15 protein-coding genes are annotated in these 16,600 nt (G+C 69.6%); 5 read left to right on the forward strand and 10 right to left on the reverse strand.

Annotated elements, in window-relative coordinates:
• Positions 1–85: 85 nt before the first annotated feature.
• The 4 genes from fahA to ACE37J_RS02050 all read right to left on the reverse strand — a co-directional run bounded on the left by fahA (position 86) and on the right by ACE37J_RS02050 (position 3,307).
• Positions 86–1,348, reverse strand: coding sequence for a fumarylacetoacetase (gene fahA, locus ACE37J_RS02035; RefSeq protein WP_409706244.1), 1,263 nt, complete (start codon positions 1,346–1,348; stop codon positions 86–88).
• Positions 1,349–1,415: 67 nt separating this feature from the next.
• Positions 1,416–2,789, reverse strand: a complete 1,374-nt coding sequence (gene hmgA, locus ACE37J_RS02040) for a homogentisate 1,2-dioxygenase (RefSeq protein ID WP_409706247.1) — start codon at positions 2,787–2,789, stop codon at positions 1,416–1,418.
• A 55-nt stretch (positions 2,790–2,844) separates the two neighbouring features.
• Positions 2,845–3,024, reverse strand: coding sequence for a hypothetical protein (locus tag ACE37J_RS02045; RefSeq protein WP_409706250.1), 180 nt, complete (start codon positions 3,022–3,024; stop codon positions 2,845–2,847).
• Positions 3,025–3,109: 85 nt separating this feature from the next.
• Entirely contained in the window at positions 3,110–3,307 is a 198-nt protein-coding gene (locus ACE37J_RS02050; protein WP_409706252.1) for a hypothetical protein, read from the reverse strand.
• 146 nt (positions 3,308–3,453) lie between these two features.
• On the opposite strand from ACE37J_RS02050, the gene ACE37J_RS02055 reads away from it, so the two are divergent.
• Together ACE37J_RS02055 and pyc are read left to right on the forward strand one after the other, a co-directional pair.
• Complete coding sequence (locus ACE37J_RS02055) at positions 3,454–3,873, forward strand: MarR family winged helix-turn-helix transcriptional regulator (protein WP_409706255.1); 420 nt, start codon at positions 3,454–3,456, stop codon at positions 3,871–3,873.
• A gap of 97 nt (positions 3,874–3,970) precedes the next feature.
• On the forward strand, positions 3,971–7,423 hold the full coding sequence (gene pyc, locus ACE37J_RS02060; protein ID WP_409706258.1) for a pyruvate carboxylase: 3,453 nt from the start codon (positions 3,971–3,973) through the stop codon (positions 7,421–7,423).
• Positions 7,424–7,541: 118 nt separating this feature from the next.
• On the opposite strand, the gene ACE37J_RS02065 is transcribed toward pyc, so the two are convergent.
• The 6 genes from ACE37J_RS02065 to ACE37J_RS02090 are packed head-to-tail and all read right to left on the reverse strand — an operon-like array spanning position 7,542 to position 12,463.
• Complete coding sequence (locus ACE37J_RS02065; protein WP_409706260.1) at positions 7,542–8,339, reverse strand: hypothetical protein; 798 nt, start codon at positions 8,337–8,339, stop codon at positions 7,542–7,544.
• The gene (locus tag ACE37J_RS02070) at positions 8,336–8,842 is read right to left on the reverse strand and encodes a hypothetical protein (RefSeq protein WP_409706263.1); all 507 of its coding nucleotides are present in this window, start codon (positions 8,840–8,842) and stop codon (positions 8,336–8,338) included. Before ACE37J_RS02070 ends, ACE37J_RS02065 begins: the two co-directional genes overlap by 4 nt.
• On the reverse strand, positions 8,839–9,240 hold the full coding sequence (locus ACE37J_RS02075; RefSeq protein ID WP_409706266.1) for a hypothetical protein: 402 nt from the start codon (positions 9,238–9,240) through the stop codon (positions 8,839–8,841). Before ACE37J_RS02075 ends, ACE37J_RS02070 begins: the two co-directional genes overlap by 4 nt.
• On the reverse strand, positions 9,209–9,634 hold the full coding sequence (gene gspG, locus ACE37J_RS02080; protein WP_409706269.1) for a type II secretion system major pseudopilin GspG: 426 nt from the start codon (positions 9,632–9,634) through the stop codon (positions 9,209–9,211). Before gspG ends, ACE37J_RS02075 begins: the two co-directional genes overlap by 32 nt.
• Before the next feature lie 10 nt (positions 9,635–9,644).
• Positions 9,645–10,823 (reverse strand): type II secretion system F family protein, encoded by a 1,179-nt coding sequence (locus tag ACE37J_RS02085; RefSeq protein ID WP_409706273.1) that lies wholly within the window; start codon positions 10,821–10,823, stop codon positions 9,645–9,647.
• Positions 10,820–12,463, reverse strand: coding sequence for a GspE/PulE family protein (locus ACE37J_RS02090; RefSeq protein ID WP_409706276.1), 1,644 nt, complete (start codon positions 12,461–12,463; stop codon positions 10,820–10,822). The genes ACE37J_RS02085 and ACE37J_RS02090 overlap by 4 nt, the downstream gene beginning before the upstream one ends.
• Before the next feature lie 129 nt (positions 12,464–12,592).
• Between ACE37J_RS02090 and ACE37J_RS02095 the strand changes: the two genes are divergently transcribed.
• The 3 genes from ACE37J_RS02095 (at position 12,593) to ACE37J_RS02105 (ending at position 16,463) form a co-directional block, all read left to right on the forward strand.
• The gene (locus tag ACE37J_RS02095) at positions 12,593–13,918 is read left to right on the forward strand and encodes a multiheme c-type cytochrome (RefSeq protein ID WP_409706279.1); all 1,326 of its coding nucleotides are present in this window, start codon (positions 12,593–12,595) and stop codon (positions 13,916–13,918) included.
• 135 nt (positions 13,919–14,053) lie between these two features.
• Positions 14,054–14,794: an SIMPL domain-containing protein gene (locus ACE37J_RS02100; protein WP_409706282.1), complete on the forward strand. Its 741-nt coding sequence runs from the start codon at positions 14,054–14,056 to the stop codon at positions 14,792–14,794.
• Between the two features lie 466 nt (positions 14,795–15,260).
• A complete protein-coding gene (locus ACE37J_RS02105; RefSeq protein ID WP_409706285.1) occupies positions 15,261–16,463 on the forward strand; it encodes a polysaccharide pyruvyl transferase family protein in 1,203 nt (400 codons plus the stop codon).
• Positions 16,464–16,600: the final 137 nt, after the last annotated feature.

The raw sequence follows: 16,600 nt of genomic DNA on the forward strand, positions 1-16,600 counted from the left end.
CTGGGGTGGAGACCATGAGGGAAGGTCCGTCTTTGCTGCCTCGCATGGCTGCCACGATCCGCCCCGCCGGTCCAGCCCCGATGCCTCAGGCGCCCCAGTCGCGTTCGGCCGGGGCGGGGAGGATCCGGCCCACGCACTCGCCGAAGCCGATGCGGTATCCGTCGCCCTCGGCCCAGCCGCCAAGCGTCATCTCGTCCCCGTCTTCCAGGAAGGTCCGTGTCTCGCCCGTCTCCAGCGTGAAGGGCTCCTTGCCCCCCCAGCAGATTTCGAGAAGCGAGCCGCGGTTCTCCTTCTCCGGGCCCGAGATCGTGCCGGAGCCGAGGAGGTCCCCGGTCCGCATCGCGCAGCCCCCGATGGCGTGGTGGCAGAGCTGCTGCGCGGCGGAATAATACATCTCGTTGTAGTTCGTATGGGCGATGCGCGTGGCCCTCGCCGCGCCTTCCGGGCGCATCAGCACTTCGAGCTTCACGTCATAGCTCATCGCGCCCGGCTCCCGCAGATACGGCAGCAGCTCGAAATCCCGGGGCGGCGGGGCGCAGCGGAAGGGCTCCAGCGCCGCCTTCGTCACCACCCAGGGGCTGATCGAGGTGGCGAAGGCCTTGGCCTGGAAGGGGCCGAGGGGCTGGTATTCCCACGCCTGAATGTCCCGCGCCGACCAGTCGTTGAGAAGGCAGAAGCCGAAGATCGCATCGTCCGCTTCGGCCACCGTCATGGGGCGGCCCATCGCGTTGCCTGTCCCGACGACGATGCCCATCTCGAGCTCGATATCGAGCCGCCGGCAGGGGCCGAAGACGTGCGTCTCGCTCCCGTGCGGCTTCATCTGGCCGAGCGGGCGCGTCACCGGCGTCCCCGAGACGACGACGGTGGAGGCGCGGCCATTATAGCCGATGGGAATATGGAGCCAGTTCGGCGGCAGCGCGTTCTCCGGACCCCGGAACATGACGCCGACATTGAAGGCGTGGTTCCGCCCCGCATAGAAATCCGTGTATTCCGCGACGGTGAACGGCATGTGCAGACGCGCCGCCGCGAGTGGGACGAGCGCATCGCCCGGAAGCGACTCGATGCACCCCTCCGCGAAGAGCGCCTGAAGCCTGGCGCGGACCCGCCCCCACGCATCCTTCCCCAGCGCCATGAAGGGGTTGAGCGCGGCGGCGCCGAAGACAGGCGCGCCCGCGTCGATCATCCCCGCCGTCTCAAGCGCCTCGAGGTCGATCACGCGGTCTCCGAGCGCCGCGCCGCAGCGAGGCGCCGTCCCCTCGGTCGAGAACACGCCATAGGGCAGGTTGTTCAGCGGGAAGGGGCAATCGGGGTGGTTGGCGGCGCTCAGGCGGGAGCGGAGCATTGGCATCGGCTTTCCTCACGGCGATGGGGCGGCCGGCCCAATGGCCGCCGCCCCGCTGGCTGTCACTCCGGGCTTACTTCAGGCCGGGCGTTCCGTCGAACTTTCTCTCCAGTCCGTCCCAGCACTCCACGTAATCGTCCTGGAGCGGCGCCTCCTTCGCGGCGAACGCCGTGAGCTGCTGCGGGAAGCGCGTTTCGAACATGAAGCTCATGGTCTCGCGCAGCTTGATCGGCTCCCAGCTGTCCGTCGTCGCCTTCTCGAAGGCGTTCCGGTCCGGCCCGTGCGGCAGCATGCAGTTGTGGAGAGAGACGCCGCCCGGCGCGAAGCCCTGCGGCTTCGCATCGTACTGGCCGTAGATGTTGCCCATCAGCTCCGACATGATGTTCTTGTGGTACCAGGGCGGGCGGAACGTATCCTCCTGCGGCAGCCAGCGCTCGGGGAAGATCACGAAGTCGATATTCGCTGTTCCCTCCTCCGCCGTCGGCGCCGTCAGCACCGTGAAGATCGACGGGTCGGGGTGGTCGAAGGTGATGGAGCCGACAGCGGCGTAGGTCCGGAGATCATACTTGTAGGGCGCGTAGTTGCCGTGCCACGCCACAACGTCGAGCGGCGAGTGCCCGATCTCCGTCACATGGAACTGCCCGCACCACTTTACCCAGACGCGGCAGGGCGTCTCCTTGTCCTCGTACGCCGCAACCGGCGTCTTGAAGTCGCGCGGATTCGCGAGGCAGTTGGCCCCGATCGGGCCGCGGCTCGGCAGAGTGAATTTCGCGCCGTAATTCTCGCAGACGAAGCCCCGCGCCTCCCCGTCCGGCAGCGCGACCTTGAAGACCATCCCGCGCGGGAGGACGCAGATCTCCAGCGGCTCGAGGTCGATCTTCCCGAACTCGGTGAAGATCGCCAGCCGACCGTGCTGCGGCACGACAAGCAATTCGCTGTCCGCCGTGTAGAAGTAGTCGTCCACCATGTCCTCGTTGGCGAGATAGACATGGGCGGCCATGCCGACCTGTGTGTTGACGTCCCCCGCCGTGGTCATCGTCCGCATGCCGGAGATGAAGTTCAGCCGCTCTTTCGGGAAGGGGATCGGGTCCCACCGGTACTGGCCGAGGGAGATCACGTCCTCGATCACGTTCGGCGCCGTCTTCCAGTAGGGCATCGCCACCTTGCGGAAGCGGGAGACATGCTTCACCGAGGGGCGGATGCGATACATCCAGCTCCGCTCCAGCGTCGCGTGCGGCGCAGTGAAGGGTGAGCCGGAAAGCTGCTCGGCATAGAGCCCGTAATTCACCCGCTGCGGCGAGTTCCGCCCGCGCGGGATGGCGCCGGGCAGCGCCTCCGTCTCGAAATCGTTGCCGAAACCGGGGAGATAGCCGGGCGTGACGCCATATCGGCTGTCATGCCCGGCGAGATCGCGGGCGAAGTTTTCGGGCGCAGGCTGCTTGTTCATGGACCGGCCTCCTTGTCGCCCGCGATGATCGTTGCAAATGCAACGATAGTCAAGATCAGGCTTCGCGGCCCCGCTCGATCCGGGCGTACTGGGCCGTGCGCGCCTCGTCCCTGAGGCGCTCCTGCCGGCGCAGTTTCTCTAAAGCTTCCGCCGCCCCGCGGGCGCGGGGCGAGGCGACTCGCGCGAGTTCAGCCGCGCGTTCGTCCTTTCGGTCGTCGATCACATGGCGTGTCATCTTCGATCCTCCTTTTCCGGCTGTCCTAATGAGCCGGACCCGAAACATAGCAAGTTTCCGCCCGGATCGGGAGGGGGCCGCCGCCCTAGCGCCGGATCGGATTGAAACCCGCGGTATATCCTCGGAAATATTCGTCCTGATCCGGCGGATGCCCGGTCGGGACGCAGACTTTCGAGATTGCGGTGTAGCGCACGGGCTGCGGGCGGCCCTTTTCCCCGTCATGGCGGCCGATCTCGAACCAGTTCGCATTCTGGCAAGCCGCAGGGTCTATCCTCGCCTCCATTCGCGTCGCTCCCGCCGCCGCCGTGGAAGCCGCGAGCACGAAGAAGCAAAGGGAAATAACTGGCGCCCTCATGCGCAGAAGCTATGCGGTTTTTCGCGCGTCGTCATCAGCCTTGACCGCCTCATTGCATCTGCAATGATCCTGCGATGTTCGCGCTCGAACGCTTTCTGCCCTATCGTCTCGCTGTGCTCGCGCAGCGTGTGAGCAGGGATTTCAGCGCGATATACCGGGAGCGGTTTGGTCTCTCCGTCGCGGAATGGCGCGTGCTCGCGCATTTGAGCGCGGCGGGCTCGGTCTCCGTGCGGGAGATTCACCTCCATGCCGACCTCGAAAAGTCGAAGGCGAGCCGCGCCGCGGCGCGGCTTGAGGAGGCGGGTCTGATCGAGAAGCGCGCCGGGGAGGGGGATCGGCGCCTCGTCGCGCTCACGCTCAGCCCGAAGGGTCGGGAGACCATGGCGGCGCTGATCCCGCTTGCGGAAGCCTACGAGGCGGCAGTTCTGGCGCGCCTCGCGCCGGAGGACCGGGCGGCGCTGGACCGCGCGATTGCGGCGCTGACGGAGCGGTAAGGGGCAGGCCTTTGCGCTGTTTGCGAATTCGGACTTCGCGCCCGGCGTCGCGGGGTCTAGCGTCAACGAAACGATTCGAAGGCGAGAGGGGCCGGCGATGCGCACGTTCAGGAAGATTCTGGTCGCCAACCGCGGCGAGATCGCGATCCGCGTCATGCGCGCGGCGACCGAGCTCGGCAAGAGGACGGTCGCCGTCTACGCTGACCAGGACAAGCTGAGCCTCCACCGCTTCAAGGCCGATGAAGCCTACCAGATCGGGGAGGGGCTCGGCCCGATCGAGGCCTATCTCTCGATTCCCGAGATCATCCGCGTGGCGAAGGAATGCGGGGCGGACGCGATCCATCCCGGCTACGGCCTTCTCTCCGAGAACCCGGATTTCGTGGACGCCTGCGAGGCGGCGGGCATCGCCTTCATCGGCCCGGAGGCGAAGACGATGCGCCTTCTCGGCGACAAGGCGAGCGCGCGCGCCGCCGCCGTCGCCGCAGGGGTGCCGGTCGTCCCGGCGACGGACGTGCTGCCGGACGACATGGACGAGGTGCGCCGTATGGCGGCCGAGACGGGCTATCCGCTCATGCTCAAGGCCTCCTGGGGCGGCGGCGGGCGCGGGATGCGGCCGATCTTCTCCGAGAAGGAGCTTGAGGCGAAGGTGAAGGAGGGCCGGCGCGAGGCGGAGGCCGCCTTCGGCAACGGCGCGGGCTTCCTCGAGCGGCTGGTGCAGAAGGCCCGCCATGTCGAGGTGCAGATCCTCGGCGACCATCACGGAAACATCGTCCATCTCTTCGAGCGGGATTGCTCCGTCCAGCGCCGGAACCAGAAGGTGGTGGAGCGCGCGCCCGACCCGCTGCTGACCGAGGCGGAACGGGTGGAGATCTGCGGGCTCGGCCTCAAGATCGCGCAATATGCCGGCTATCGCTGCGCAGGCACGGTCGAGTTCCTGATGGACGCGGAGACGCACGAGTTCTTCTTCATCGAGGTCAATCCGCGCGTGCAGGTCGAGCATACCGTCACGGAGGAGGTGACGGGGATCGACATCGTGAAGGCGCAGATCCGCATCACCGAGGGCGGGCGGATCGGCGTTCTGGAGGAGACGGGGGTTCCCCGGCAGGAGGACATCCATCTGCGCGGCCACGCGGTGCAGTGCCGGGTGACGACGGAGGACCCGCTCAACAACTTCATCCCCGATTACGGGCGCATCACAGCCTATCGCGGCGCGACCGGTTTCGGCATCAGGCTCGACGGCGGCACGGCCTATTCCGGCGCGGTCATCACCCGCTACTACGACAGCCTGCTGGAGAAGGTGACGGCCTGGGCGCCGACGGCGGAGGAGGCGCGGCTGCGGCTCACCCGTGCGCTCCGCGAATTCCGTATCCGCGGCGTCGCCACCAACCTCGCCTTCGTCGAGAACCTGATCGCACACGAAAAGTTCCGGACGGCGACCTACACCACGAAGTTCATCGACGAGACGCCGGAGCTCTTCAATTTTCGCAAGCGGCGGGACCGGGCCTCGAAGCTCCTCACCTATATCGCCGACATCACCGTGAACGGCCATCCGGAGGCTGCGGGCCGGCCGCGCCCGCCCGCGCATGCGGCGCCGCCTAAGCCGCCCGCGAAGCGGACGGAGACGCCGCCGCCCGGCACGCGGCAATTGCTTGAGGAGAAGGGCGCCAAGGCGGTGGCGGACTGGATGCTGGCGCAGGAGAAGCTCCTCCTCACCGACACGACGATGCGGGATGCGCACCAGTCCCTCCTCGCGACGCGGATGCGGGCGCATGACATGCTGAAGGTCGCGCCGGCCTATGCGCACAACCTCCCGCAGCTCTTCTCGATGGAATGCTGGGGCGGGGCGACCTTCGACGTCGCCTATCGCTTCCTGCAGGAATGCCCGTGGAAGCGGCTCGTGGACCTCCGCGCGGCGATGCCGAACCTCCTGACGCAGATGCTGCTCCGCTCCGCCAACGGCGTCGGCTACACCAACTACCCGGACAATGTGGTGGTGAAGTTCGTTGATCAGGCCGCGAAGTCGGGCGTCGACGTGTTCCGCGTCTTCGACTCGCTCAACTGGGTCGAGAACATGCGCGTGGCGATGGACGCGGTGATCGACACCGGGAAAATCTGTGAGGGCGCGATCTGCTACACGGGCGACATCCTCGACCCGGACCGTTCGAAATACGATCTCAAATATTACGTGAAGATGGGCAAGGACCTGCGGGACGCGGGCGCCCATATCATCGGGCTGAAGGACATGGCGGGGCTGCTGAAGCCGCGCGCGGCCTATCTCCTCGTGAAGTCGCTGAAGGAGGAGGTGGGCCTCCCGGTTCATTTCCATACGCACGATACGAGCGGGATCGCCGCCGCATCGATCCTCGCCGCTTCGAGCGCGGGGGTGGATGCGGTGGACGCGGCGATGGACGCCTTCTCCTCCGGCACCTCGCAGCCCTGCCTCGGCTCGATCGTGGAGGCGCTGCGCGGCTCGGAGCGGGATACGGGGCTGGACGGTTCCGCGATCCGCGAGATTTCCGCCTATTGGGAGGGCGTGCGCCCGCTCTACGCCGCTTTCGAGAGCGGCACGATCTCCGGCGCCTCCGAGGTCTACCTCCACGAGATGCCGGGCGGGCAGTTCACCAACCTCAAGGCGCAGGCCCGGAGCCTCGGGCTGGAGGAGCGGTGGGCGGAGATTGCGGAGACCTATGCGGACGTGAACCTGATGTTCGGGGACATCCCGAAGGTCACGCCCTCCTCCAAGGTCGTCGGAGACATGGCGCTCGCCATGGTCTCCGCCGGGCAGACGCGGGCGGATGTGGCGGGGCCGGCGGAGGTTTCCTTCCCCGACAGCGTTGTGGACTTCTTCCGCGGCGGGCTCGGCCAGCCGCCGGGGGGGTTCCCTGCGGCGCTGCAGAAGAAGGTGTTGAAGGGCGAGGTGCCGCTGACCGGGCGGCCGGGAGAGGGAATGGAGCCGGTCGATCTCGAGGCGGTGCGCGCGAAGGTTTCGGAGGAGCTGGAGGGCTTCACCGTCGATGACGAGGACCTTTGCGGCTACCTCATGTATCCGAAGGTCTTCCTCGACTACATGGGCCGCCACCGGGAATACGGCCCGGTCCGCGTCCTGCCGACGCCGACCTATTTTTACGGCATGGAGACGGGCGAGGAGGTCTCCATCGAGCTGGAGGCGGGCAAGACGCTGATAGTCCGGCTCCAGACGGTGTCCGAGCCGAACGAGGACGGCGAGGTGAAGGTCTTCTTCGAGCTGAACGGCCAGCCGCGGGTGATCCGCGTGCCGGATCGCTCCGTCGCGGCGACGGCGGCGAAGCATCCGAAGGCGGAGGCGGGCAACCCGAACCATGTCGCCGCGCCGATGCCGGGCGTCATCGCCTCCGTCTCGGTGCGGGAGGGGCAGCAGGTGAGCGCCGGCGCCGTCCTCATGGCCATCGAGGCGATGAAGATGGAGACGGCGATCCATGCGGAGCGGGCCGGCGTGGTGAAGCGGGTCGTCACCCCGGCGGGCTCCCAGGTCGACGCGAAGGACCTGCTGATCGAGTTCGAGCCCGGCTGAGAGGGGCGATTTTCGCCCCTTTGAGGCCGATTTCCATGGAAATCGGCCTCGGAGCGTTGAAAGTAAAAGAAAAAACTCGTGATCGGATTGTTTCAGTCGATCGGAGGGCCCGCCCCCCCTACCGCCACGAGAGGATGGCCACAGGCGCAAGCGGCGAGGTCGAGAGGCGGAGTTCGACCGTGATCTCCGCCCGCCCGCCGCGCGCGCCCTCGGCCCTCACGGTAAGCCGCGCCGAGCGGGCCTCCGAGGCGAGCCAGGCGCCGGGGGCGCGGGGTTCGGGCGGCGCGGCGCGGCGGCCTTCGAGGGCGCGGCGGGCGACGAAGTCCTGCGCCTCCCCGAGGTCGAGGGCGCCGGCGGCGGCGAGGGCGGGGGCGGTCGCCGCCCAGGGGTCGACGCCCGGCCGGCCGTTCCGGACGGTGGCGTGTGCGAGGGCGGGCCGCGCCGCCGCGCGGAGACTCTCGGGCAGGGCCTCCAGCGCCGCCTCCGCCTCCTCCCATCCGCCGCGCGGCCCGGCCTCGGCCCGCGCCGCGATCCAGAGCGCTGCGATCTCCTCCGCCTCCGCCTCGCTTGCGCCGGTCGCGGCGAGGAGGCGCGCGAGGGCCGGTTCCGGCGCGGCGTTGAGGTCGATCAGGCCGCCGGCGTCTTGCGCCGCGAAGTCGATCTGCGCGCCGAGGAAATCGGTGGAGATCACCGTGCCGTCGAGCGGCGCGGCGCCGCGGAGCGCCTCGGACGAGGCGGCGGCGATGAGCCGGTGCGCCGCGCCCTCCGCCGCCCGCATCGCCTCCGCCTGCGCGAGCGCCGCGGCGGCGCGGGAGGACGGGCCGGCGACCAGAACCAGCGCCGAGGCGGCGAGCGCGCCGACGAGCGCGAGCGCGCCGAGCGTGACGAGGAGCGCCGAGCCCCGCTCCCCTCTCATCGCGCGGCCCCGGCGACGCGGGGCGCGAAGATCATCTCGCCGCCCTCCGTCGTGACGCGGATCAGGGCCGGGGCCGGGCCTGGCGGCCAATCGGGGCGCCATTCGCCGTCCGGCCCCGCATAGGCGAAGCGGGCGGCGCCGCGCGGTTCGCGCTCCGCCGCGCAGGGTCCTTCGAGGCTGTCGCAGCGTTCGAGCGCCAGTTCCTCGCCCAGCCGCCAGAAGCCGACGCGCCAGCCGCCCGCGCCGTCCGGCGCCGCGCCGCGCCAGCGGAAGGCCTCCTCCCCGCCCGAAGCCGCTTCCGGCCCGGCGGAGAGGCGGGTGAGCATCGCGCCGAGATCGCGTCGGAGCGCGAGCGCGTCGGCGCCCCGCGCCGCTGCGGCGCCCGCCCGGTCCAGCGTCGTGAGGCCCATGCCGAGCATCCCGGCCGCAGCGCCCGCGAGCATCGCCGTGATCGCGAGCGCGACGAGGATTTCAAGGAGCGCCGCGCCGCGCTCGCCGCTCATCGCGGCAGGCTCCGCAATGTTTCCAGCCGGACCAGCGGCGCGCCGTCCTCTCCCTCCGGAAAGCCGGCCTCCGCGACGAGGCGGACGAGGGCGAGCGGCCCTTCCTCCTCGGTCGGAAAGGGCAGGGCCGAGAGGCGCCAGCCCTCCCCGGAAAGCGCCGCCTCCCCTTCGAGCGCGGCGGCGAGGAAGCCGGGGGCGGAGCCGCGCTCCAGCGCGCTTTCGGCCAGGGCCAGCGCTTCGAGCCGCGCCTCCGCCGCCGCGCCCGCCGCCCCGGCCCGCCCGAAGGCGGTGAAGCCGGCGGCGGCGACCAGCGCCATGAGGGCGAGCGCGACCGCAGCCTCCAGAAGCGCCGCGCCCCGCTCGCGCCTATTCGGCGCGGATGTCGGCGTTTTCGCCATCGCCGCCGGGGGCGCCGTCCGCGCCATAGCTGAGAAGGGTGTAGCCCGCGGCGCCCGCGGGTTCGTAGAGATAGGGGGCGTCCCACGGGTCGAGCGGGGCCGCCGAGCCCTCGATATAGGGGCCGGACCAGTTCGCCGCGCCTGCGGGCCGGGAGACGAGCGCGGCGAGCCCTTCCTCCGCGGTCGGATAGCGCCGCATGTCGAGCCGGAAGAGATCGAGCCCCGCCTGGATGCTCTCCATCTGGATCACGGCGACCTTCTGCTTGCCCCGTTCGAAGAGGGCGAAGACGCGCGGCCCGGCGACGCCGATCAGGAGCGCGACGATGGCGAGGCCGATCAGGATTTCGAGGAGGGAATAGCCCGCCTCGCCCTGTCTTCGCCGGGTTCTTCTCATCGAGCGGTCCTCACAGGGCGGCGTCGTACACGTCGAGCACGGCGGTCATCATCAGCCAGGCGCCCGCGCCGATCAACAGGCCGAGGATCAGCGTGGCGAGCGGCGCGGCCACGGCGGCGAGGCGGCGGCCCCGCGCCTCCGCCTCGTCCGCGAAATGGCGCGAGGCGCTCTCCATCAGCGGGGCGAGTTCGCCCGTCTCCTCCCCGATCCCGGCGAAGGCGGGGAGTGCGGGGGGAAAGCCGGCGCCGGAGAGCGCGGCGGAGAAATCCCGCCCCTCCTCCACCGCCCGCGCCGCCGCCTCCGCCGCCTTGCGGAGCCGGGGGGCGGAGAGGGTGCGCGCGGCGAGCCGCGCCGCCTCCGGCAGGGGCGCGCCGCCCGCAAGCATCGCGCCGAGCGCGCCGGCATAGGATTCCGCCGCCCGGTCCCGCGCCAGCGGGCCGACAAGCGGGAGCCGGAGCGCGAGGCCCGAGAGCGCGCGGCGCCCGCCCTCCGTTCCCCCCGCCACAATCGCGGCGAGGAGCGCGGCCCCGAGCAGGAGGAGGAGCGGCCCGCCGATCGCCCTGAGGACATCCGAGATCGCGAAGAAGGCGGCGGTGGCGGGGGAAAGCTCCGCCCCCGTCGCCCGCAGCACCTCCGCAAAACGGGGCTGCGCGAAGCCGATGAAGACGGCGAGCGCCATCAGCGCCGCGACGAGGACGAAGGCCGGATAGGCTAGCGCCCCGGCGAGGGCGCGGCGCCCCGCGGCGCGCCGCTCGGCCAGCGCCGCCGCCGCAGCCGCGGCGCGCGCAATGTCCCCCGCCGCCTCGCCCGCGGCGAGAAGGGCGGATTCCGCCTCGGTGAAATCCCCCGGCCAGTCCGCCATCGCGGCGGAAAGCGGCCTGCCGGAGGCGACGGCGAGGGCGAGATCGGCGAAGAGCGGCCCCGCGCTTTCCGAGCCGCCGGCGAGCGTGAGCGCCCGGTCGAGCGGGGCGCGCGCCGCGGTGAGGGAGGCGAGCCGGCGGAGCGCCGCCGCCCGGTCCGCCAGCTTCGCCCGCGGGCGGGTCGGGCGGCGCCCCGGCCCGAGGGAGAGCGGCGTGAGCCCCGCCCGCTCCAGCATCGAGGCGGCCTCCGCCTCCGACGCCGCGGAGAGGACGCCGCGGCGGCGCGCGCCTGAAGGCTCCGCCGCGGCATAGCGGTAAAGCGTCGTCATGACCGGGCCGGCGGCGCGACGCGCAAGGCCTCTTCGAGGGAGATCGCGCCCCGCGCCGCGAGGTCGAGCGCGGCGCGGGAGAGCGGCGTCGCCCCGGTCAGTTCGGCGAGCGCGGCTTCCGAGGGGGCCGGGCCGCGCACCGCCTCGGCGAAGGCGCGGCTGGCGAGGAAGGCTTCGGCGACCGGGACGCGGCCCTTCGTCCCCGTCCCGCCGCAGGCGGCGCAGCCGGGCGCGCGGCGCCAGCGCCCGCCTTCCGGCGCGCCGATCCGCGCGAGGGCGGCAGGGTCCGGCGCGTCGGGCTCCGCGCAGGCCTCGCAGAGGCGACGGGCGAGGCGCTGCGCGCCCGCGCCGATCACCGCGGCGGAGACGAGGAAGGGCTCCACACCGAGGTCGAGGAGCCGGATGGCGGCGCCGGCGGCGGAATTGGCGTGAACGGTGGAGAGCACGAGATGGCCGGTGAGCGCGGCCTGTATCGCGGTCGCCGCGCTCTCCCCGTCCCGGATCTCGCCGACCATCATCACGTCCGGGTTGTGGCGGAGCATGGCGCGCTGGGCGCGGGCGAAGTCGAACCCGATCTCGGGCCGGACCTGCATCTGCACGACGCCGGGGATTTCGTATTCGACCGGGTCCTCCGCCGTCATGATCTTCCGCGCCTCGGTGTTGAGGCCGGAAAGGGCGGCGTGGAGCGTCGTCGTCTTGCCTGCGCCGGTCGGCCCGGTGAGGAGGAAGAGCCCGTGCGGCGCGCGGGCGGCGGCGGCGACGGCGGCCTCGTATTCCGCGGGGAGCCCCAGCGCCTCCAGCCGCCCCGGCGCCGCCGCGGGGTCAAGGAGGCGGATCGCCAGCGTTTCGCCCCCGATCGCGGGGGCGGTGGAGAGCCGGAGGTCCAGCGTCCGGCCCGCGAGGGCGAGGCGCGCCCGCCCGTCCTGCGGCAGCCGCCGCTCCGCCACGTCGAGCCGGGCGAGCACCTTGGCGCGGGCGAGCGCGGCGGGGTAGGTGGCGGCGTCGAGCGCGCCGACGACGCGCATCGCCCCGCCCACCCGCGCGCGCGCGCGCCCGCCGGCGCCGGCGGGCTCAAGGTGGAGATCGGAGGCGCCGAGGCGGGCCGCCGTCTCCAGCAGCGCCTCCAGCGCCTCGACCGCGGCGCCGCCGGGCGCTGGCTCCGTTTCCGTCGCCGGCGCGGGCTTCGGCCGGCCCCCGGCGAGCGCCCGCGCGCGCCACGCGGCGACGCCTTCGGGCGTCGTCACCGCGAAGCGGACGGGCCCGGCGGCGGCGAGCGCGACGGCGCGGCGGAGGGGCTCGTCATAAGGATCGGCGAGCGCGGCGAGGAGGCCGCCGCCGGGCTCCTCCGTCAGCACGAGCGCATGCGCGGCCACGAAGGCGGCGAGGGAGCCGTTCCCGGCGGGCGGCGGGCCGAGCGCCGCTGCGGCCGCTTCGTCATGGAAGGGGAGGCCGAGCGCCGCGGCCGCCGCCCCGGCCGCTGCGCCCGCGGGAATCAGCCCGAGCCTGACGCAGGCGGCGACCGCAGACTCGCTCCCCCGCGCGGCCGCTTCGGCCCGCGCCGCGTCCGCCGCGCTCAGCGCGCCTTCGGCGATCAGTGACCGAATGCACGCCGCCGCCCCGGATTCGGGGGGCGCGGCCACTGAGTTTTCGCGGTTTTTCCACATGGCGGGCATATTCGAGTTTGGCGTATCGCCGCGCAAGCCGTATCCTCCTGACAGATTTGGCGGGGGGCCAAACCGACCCAGCCGAAGCCGACGGAGGAGGGACCTATGTCTAGGCTTAGCGCGACTGCGATACTGTTTCTGGCGCTTGCGTGGCTCGCGCCGCCAGCCGTGGCGCAGGACGTCCACCTCGGGGTGAAGAGCTGCGGCTCCAGCGGCTGCCACGGGCAGGTCGCATCCTCCTCGACCAACGTGCTCCTGAACGAATACGTCACCTGGCAGAAATATGACGCCCACGCGACTGCCTACAAGGTGCTGCTCGAGCCGCGTTCCCAGCGGATCGCGGCCAATCTCGGCCTGCCGAACGCGCACGAGGCGAAGATCTGCCTCGACTGCCATGCGGACAACGTGCCGGAGGAAAAGCGCGGCCCGCAATTCGTGCTGGCGGACGGCGTAGGCTGCGAGGCGTGCCACGGCGCGGGCTCAGCGCCGTGGATGGGCCTCCATATCGGCGGCTCCCCGCATGACCAGAACGTGCAGAACGGGCTGATCCCGCTCGAGGATCCGATCGTGCGCGCGGGCATCTGCCTCGATTGCCATCTCGGCGACGAGGACCAGTTCGCCACGCACCGGATCATGGGCGCCGGCCATCCGCGCATCAGCTTCGAGATGGACAGCTTCACCGACTTCCAGCCGGCCCACTTCCTCGTCGATGACGATTACCGCAAGCGCAAGCGGGTGGTGGACGGCGTCCGCACCTGGGCGATCGGCCAGGCGCTGATGGTCGAGCGGCGGATGGACCTGCTGGCCGACAGCAAGTTCGCGACGGACGGGCTCTTCCCCGAGCTCGCGTTCTTCGACTGCCATGCCTGCCACCAGCCGATGTCCTCCTCCCTCCCGACGGATGGCGGCGAGTTTCCGACGGCGTGGAACCCGCGGCCCGGCACCGGCCTCGGGCCGGGCGTTGCGAAGTTCAACGACTCCAACATGCTGATGCTCGAGATCGCGCTCGACATGGCCGCGCCCGACCTCGCGGACCGGATGGCGCAGCATATCCTCGACATCCACAAGGCCTCGCAAACCTCCCGCGAGGCGATGAACGCGGCCGCCCGCGCCACGAAGGAGACGGCGCGGCAGGCGGTCGAGATCCTCGCCACGAAGGAGATTGACGCGGCGGCGATGCGCAAGGCGATGGAGACGCTGATCGAGAAGGGCAGCCAGGGCTATTTCGCCGACTACGAAACGGCGGAGCAGGCGACCATGGCGATCGGCGCGATCATCGAGGCGATGCGCGTCGCCGGCTTCGTGGACACGGCCGGCTACGACAAGCTTTCCGCCAGCATGGAGCCGGTCTATGCGGCTGTGGCGAATGACGAGCGCTATGTCGTCTCCCGCTTCATCGGGGCGGTGCAGGGCCTCGCCGCCTCGCTCTGAGCGGGGCGAAGGGATCGGGGGCGGCGCTTCGGCGCCGCCCTTTTTCTTTGCGGGCATCGCGCCGCCGCGACGGCGCCATGATCCTCCCGCGTTATGCCCTCGTCGGACAGGTCGATCTGCGAGGGGAGTGCGGGCATGAACGGGAACGGAGCAGGGCTCGGGGTGGCCGGACTGGCGGTGGCGGCCGGGATCGCCTTCGGCGCGCTGCAGCTCGCGGAGGCGCTGGAGCAGAGCCGCGCGCCGCTTCGCGCCGTGACGGTGAAGGGGCTGGCGGAGCGCGTCGTGGAGGCGGACGCGGCGACATGGCGGCTCGCCTTCCGCGGCGTGGGCGCCGGGCGGGACGAGGCCATCGCCGAGGCGATCCGCGCGCGCGACGCGGTCCTCGCCTTCGGGCGCGAGGGCGGTATGGGGCCGGAGGCGATGGATGTCGAACCCTTCGCGCTCACCATCGAGCGGATGGTCCTCCAGTCCGCGGCGGGCGGGCAGGAGGAGCGGCAGCGCTACGTCGCCGCCGGCGCGGTGCGGATGCGGACGGAAGAGGCCGGGCTGATCGCCGCTCTCTCGGCGCGGACGGGCGAGCTGCTCGATTCCGGCGTTCTGCTCGGCGCCGGGGACTATGACGGCCCCGCCCGGCCCGCTTACGCCTTCACCGGTCTCAACGAAATCAAGCCCGGTCTCATCGCCGAGGCGACGCAGGCCGCCCGCGCCTCCGCCGCCCAGTTCGCGGCGGATTCGGGCTCTACGGTCGGCCGGATCGTGGAGGCGAACCAGGGCGTGGTGCAGATCTTCGCCGCGGACGGCGACTATGAGGAGCGGACCGAACGGCGGAAGGTCGTCCGCGTGGTCTCCACCATCCGCTACGAATTGACGGAATGAGGCTTCCGGCGCCTCAGCGCCGGAAGTCCCGCTTGCTCGCCTCGCCCGTCATGCGGCAGGTCGCGCCGTCCTTCTGATGGAAGCGGCGCATCTCCTCCTTCGTGAGGGGCCGCGAGCCGATCATGGAGGTTCCGGGCGCCGGCGATCTCCACTGCCGCGCCGGGGGGCGATCCCCGGCGCCTTCATGTCCGCCGCGTCCACGACCACGAGGCCGAAACCGGCGGGGCGAAGTGGTGGCGGAACATGTGGATGCAGCGCGGCAAGCAGGAAGCCGCGCCCCCGGGCGGCGCTGCGGTGGAGGTCGCCGTCAGAGAGCCGTTCTTCGCGGCTTCCGGCTCCGCCCTTTGCGCGGAGTGCTGGTCGCCTACGCTTGACTTGCCCCAGGCTATTTGCAAATCGTGACAGGCGTCTCCAGTCTCGCCTTCTATCCTCGGCTGACCTCAAGAGAAAACAGGATGAAACCCCCATGTTGAAATTGTTTTCTTGGCAGTTTTATACGTTCAGGAACTATGGAGACCTGATACTTGATGAGGCGGTTCGCTATCTGTTTCATTCGTTCGGTCAGAGAAAATACTTTCGACTGACGGATGGAGCCGACTTGCGTTATCCGATCGGTCCGAGGCTGGTCGAGCATGCGAACAAGTTTGACGCCCGCCTTGTCGCCGGGGGAGGCCTGCTCTACCCCCGGAACCATGAGACGAGTGGCTGGACATTCAATTGTTCGACGAGACTGATGCGAAAGATGGAGAGGACCGTAATTTTTGCGGTAGGATACAACGTATACAAGCGCAACAATACATTCAGTAAGGTGTTCAAGGAGAATTTTGAAGCTCTTCTTGAAAGAACCGTTTTCACCGGGTTGCGAAACAACGGATCCATTGAAAAGGTCAAGGAGAGCGTTGACAAGAGATTTCATTCGAACATCTATCTCCAACCCTGCCCGACCACGTTCATAAGGCATCTCGTCGCTGAATTCGATCCAGAGCGCGTGCCCGCCAAGGCGAAGAAGGTCGTACTTCAGATCACACTCGGTGGGTCGGATCCTGACTCCGAGCGGATATCGCGGAATGTTCTTGCAGCTTGTCTTGATTTGCGGCGGCGCGGCTACGAGATCAGCATCGCGTCATTCTTCGATATCTTCGATGAGAAGATCGTGAATTACTTGAGAAACAACGGGTTCGATGATTTTTCATATGTGAAGATGGATACCGGCGGTCAGGACGTTCTCAAGGGGCCTCGTTATTTCTCAGGGCAACCTCTCGTCGTGTCCACGCGAGGTCATGGGGCGATGGTGCCGTTTGGGTCTGGCTCTGCGGTCATTCCTGTAAATGTGGCCCCCAAGGTCGTGTACTTTGCAAACGACAGCGGACTTGGCGATCATGTGGTCGATATAGAAAGCAAGACTCTATCGGCTGATCTGGTCAGCAAGGTTGAACAGTTTTATAGTCAATATGAGGAAATACAGGAAGTAAGCCAATCGAAGCGGCGTGAATTTTATGAAATTACGCTGGAAAACCTGTCTCGCATATACTTCACGCTTACAGGTGAGGCTGTGAAGGAGAAGGAATGCCTGCCCTTGAGCGAGTTGGAGGTATTTCTTTCAGGCCGCCTGCACGCAAAGACTGTCAAACTCGAGGGGGTCACGCGCAACCCCGATCTCAAGAAATAGGCTTCGATCGCGCGTCCCGCTTTGTGAAGCTTGTGCGGAGAACATCTTCGCCTGACGCCGCCGCCGGTGGCGGCGCTCTCCCGGGGCGCTGGTTTCGGATTGCAATGAAGCAGGGTTCACCGGCCTGATACGCCGCC

The sequence above is a fragment of the Pikeienuella sp. genome (genome assembly GCF_046290545.1).
GTDB lineage: Bacteria > Pseudomonadota > Alphaproteobacteria > Rhodobacterales > Rhodobacteraceae > Pikeienuella.

Bases quoted from the DNA above. Each gene is read 5' to 3' on its own strand.
- fahA (WP_409706244.1), bottom strand. From the start codon at position 1,348: ATGCCAATGCTCCGCTCCCGCCTGAGCGCCGCCAACCACCCCGATTGC.
- hmgA (WP_409706247.1), bottom strand. From the start codon at position 2,789: ATGAACAAGCAGCCTGCGCCCGAAAACTTCGCCCGCGATCTCGCCGGG.
- ACE37J_RS02045 (WP_409706250.1), bottom strand. From the start codon at position 3,024: ATGACACGCCATGTGATCGACGACCGAAAGGACGAACGCGCGGCTGAA.
- ACE37J_RS02050 (WP_409706252.1), bottom strand. From the start codon at position 3,307: ATGGAGGCGAGGATAGACCCTGCGGCTTGCCAGAATGCGAACTGGTTC.
- ACE37J_RS02055 (WP_409706255.1), top strand. From the start codon at position 3,454: ATGTTCGCGCTCGAACGCTTTCTGCCCTATCGTCTCGCTGTGCTCGCG.
- pyc (WP_409706258.1), top strand. From the start codon at position 3,971: ATGCGCACGTTCAGGAAGATTCTGGTCGCCAACCGCGGCGAGATCGCG.
- ACE37J_RS02065 (WP_409706260.1), bottom strand. From the start codon at position 8,339: ATGAGAGGGGAGCGGGGCTCGGCGCTCCTCGTCACGCTCGGCGCGCTC.
- ACE37J_RS02070 (WP_409706263.1), bottom strand. From the start codon at position 8,842: ATGAGCGGCGAGCGCGGCGCGGCGCTCCTTGAAATCCTCGTCGCGCTC.
- ACE37J_RS02075 (WP_409706266.1), bottom strand. From the start codon at position 9,240: ATGGCGAAAACGCCGACATCCGCGCCGAATAGGCGCGAGCGGGGCGCG.
- gspG (WP_409706269.1), bottom strand. From the start codon at position 9,634: ATGAGAAGAACCCGGCGAAGACAGGGCGAGGCGGGCTATTCCCTCCTC.
- ACE37J_RS02085 (WP_409706273.1), bottom strand. From the start codon at position 10,823: ATGACGACGCTTTACCGCTATGCCGCGGCGGAGCCTTCAGGCGCGCGC.
- ACE37J_RS02095 (WP_409706279.1), top strand. From the start codon at position 12,593: ATGTCTAGGCTTAGCGCGACTGCGATACTGTTTCTGGCGCTTGCGTGG.
- ACE37J_RS02100 (WP_409706282.1), top strand. From the start codon at position 14,054: ATGAACGGGAACGGAGCAGGGCTCGGGGTGGCCGGACTGGCGGTGGCG.
- ACE37J_RS02105 (WP_409706285.1), top strand. From the start codon at position 15,261: ATGTTGAAATTGTTTTCTTGGCAGTTTTATACGTTCAGGAACTATGGA.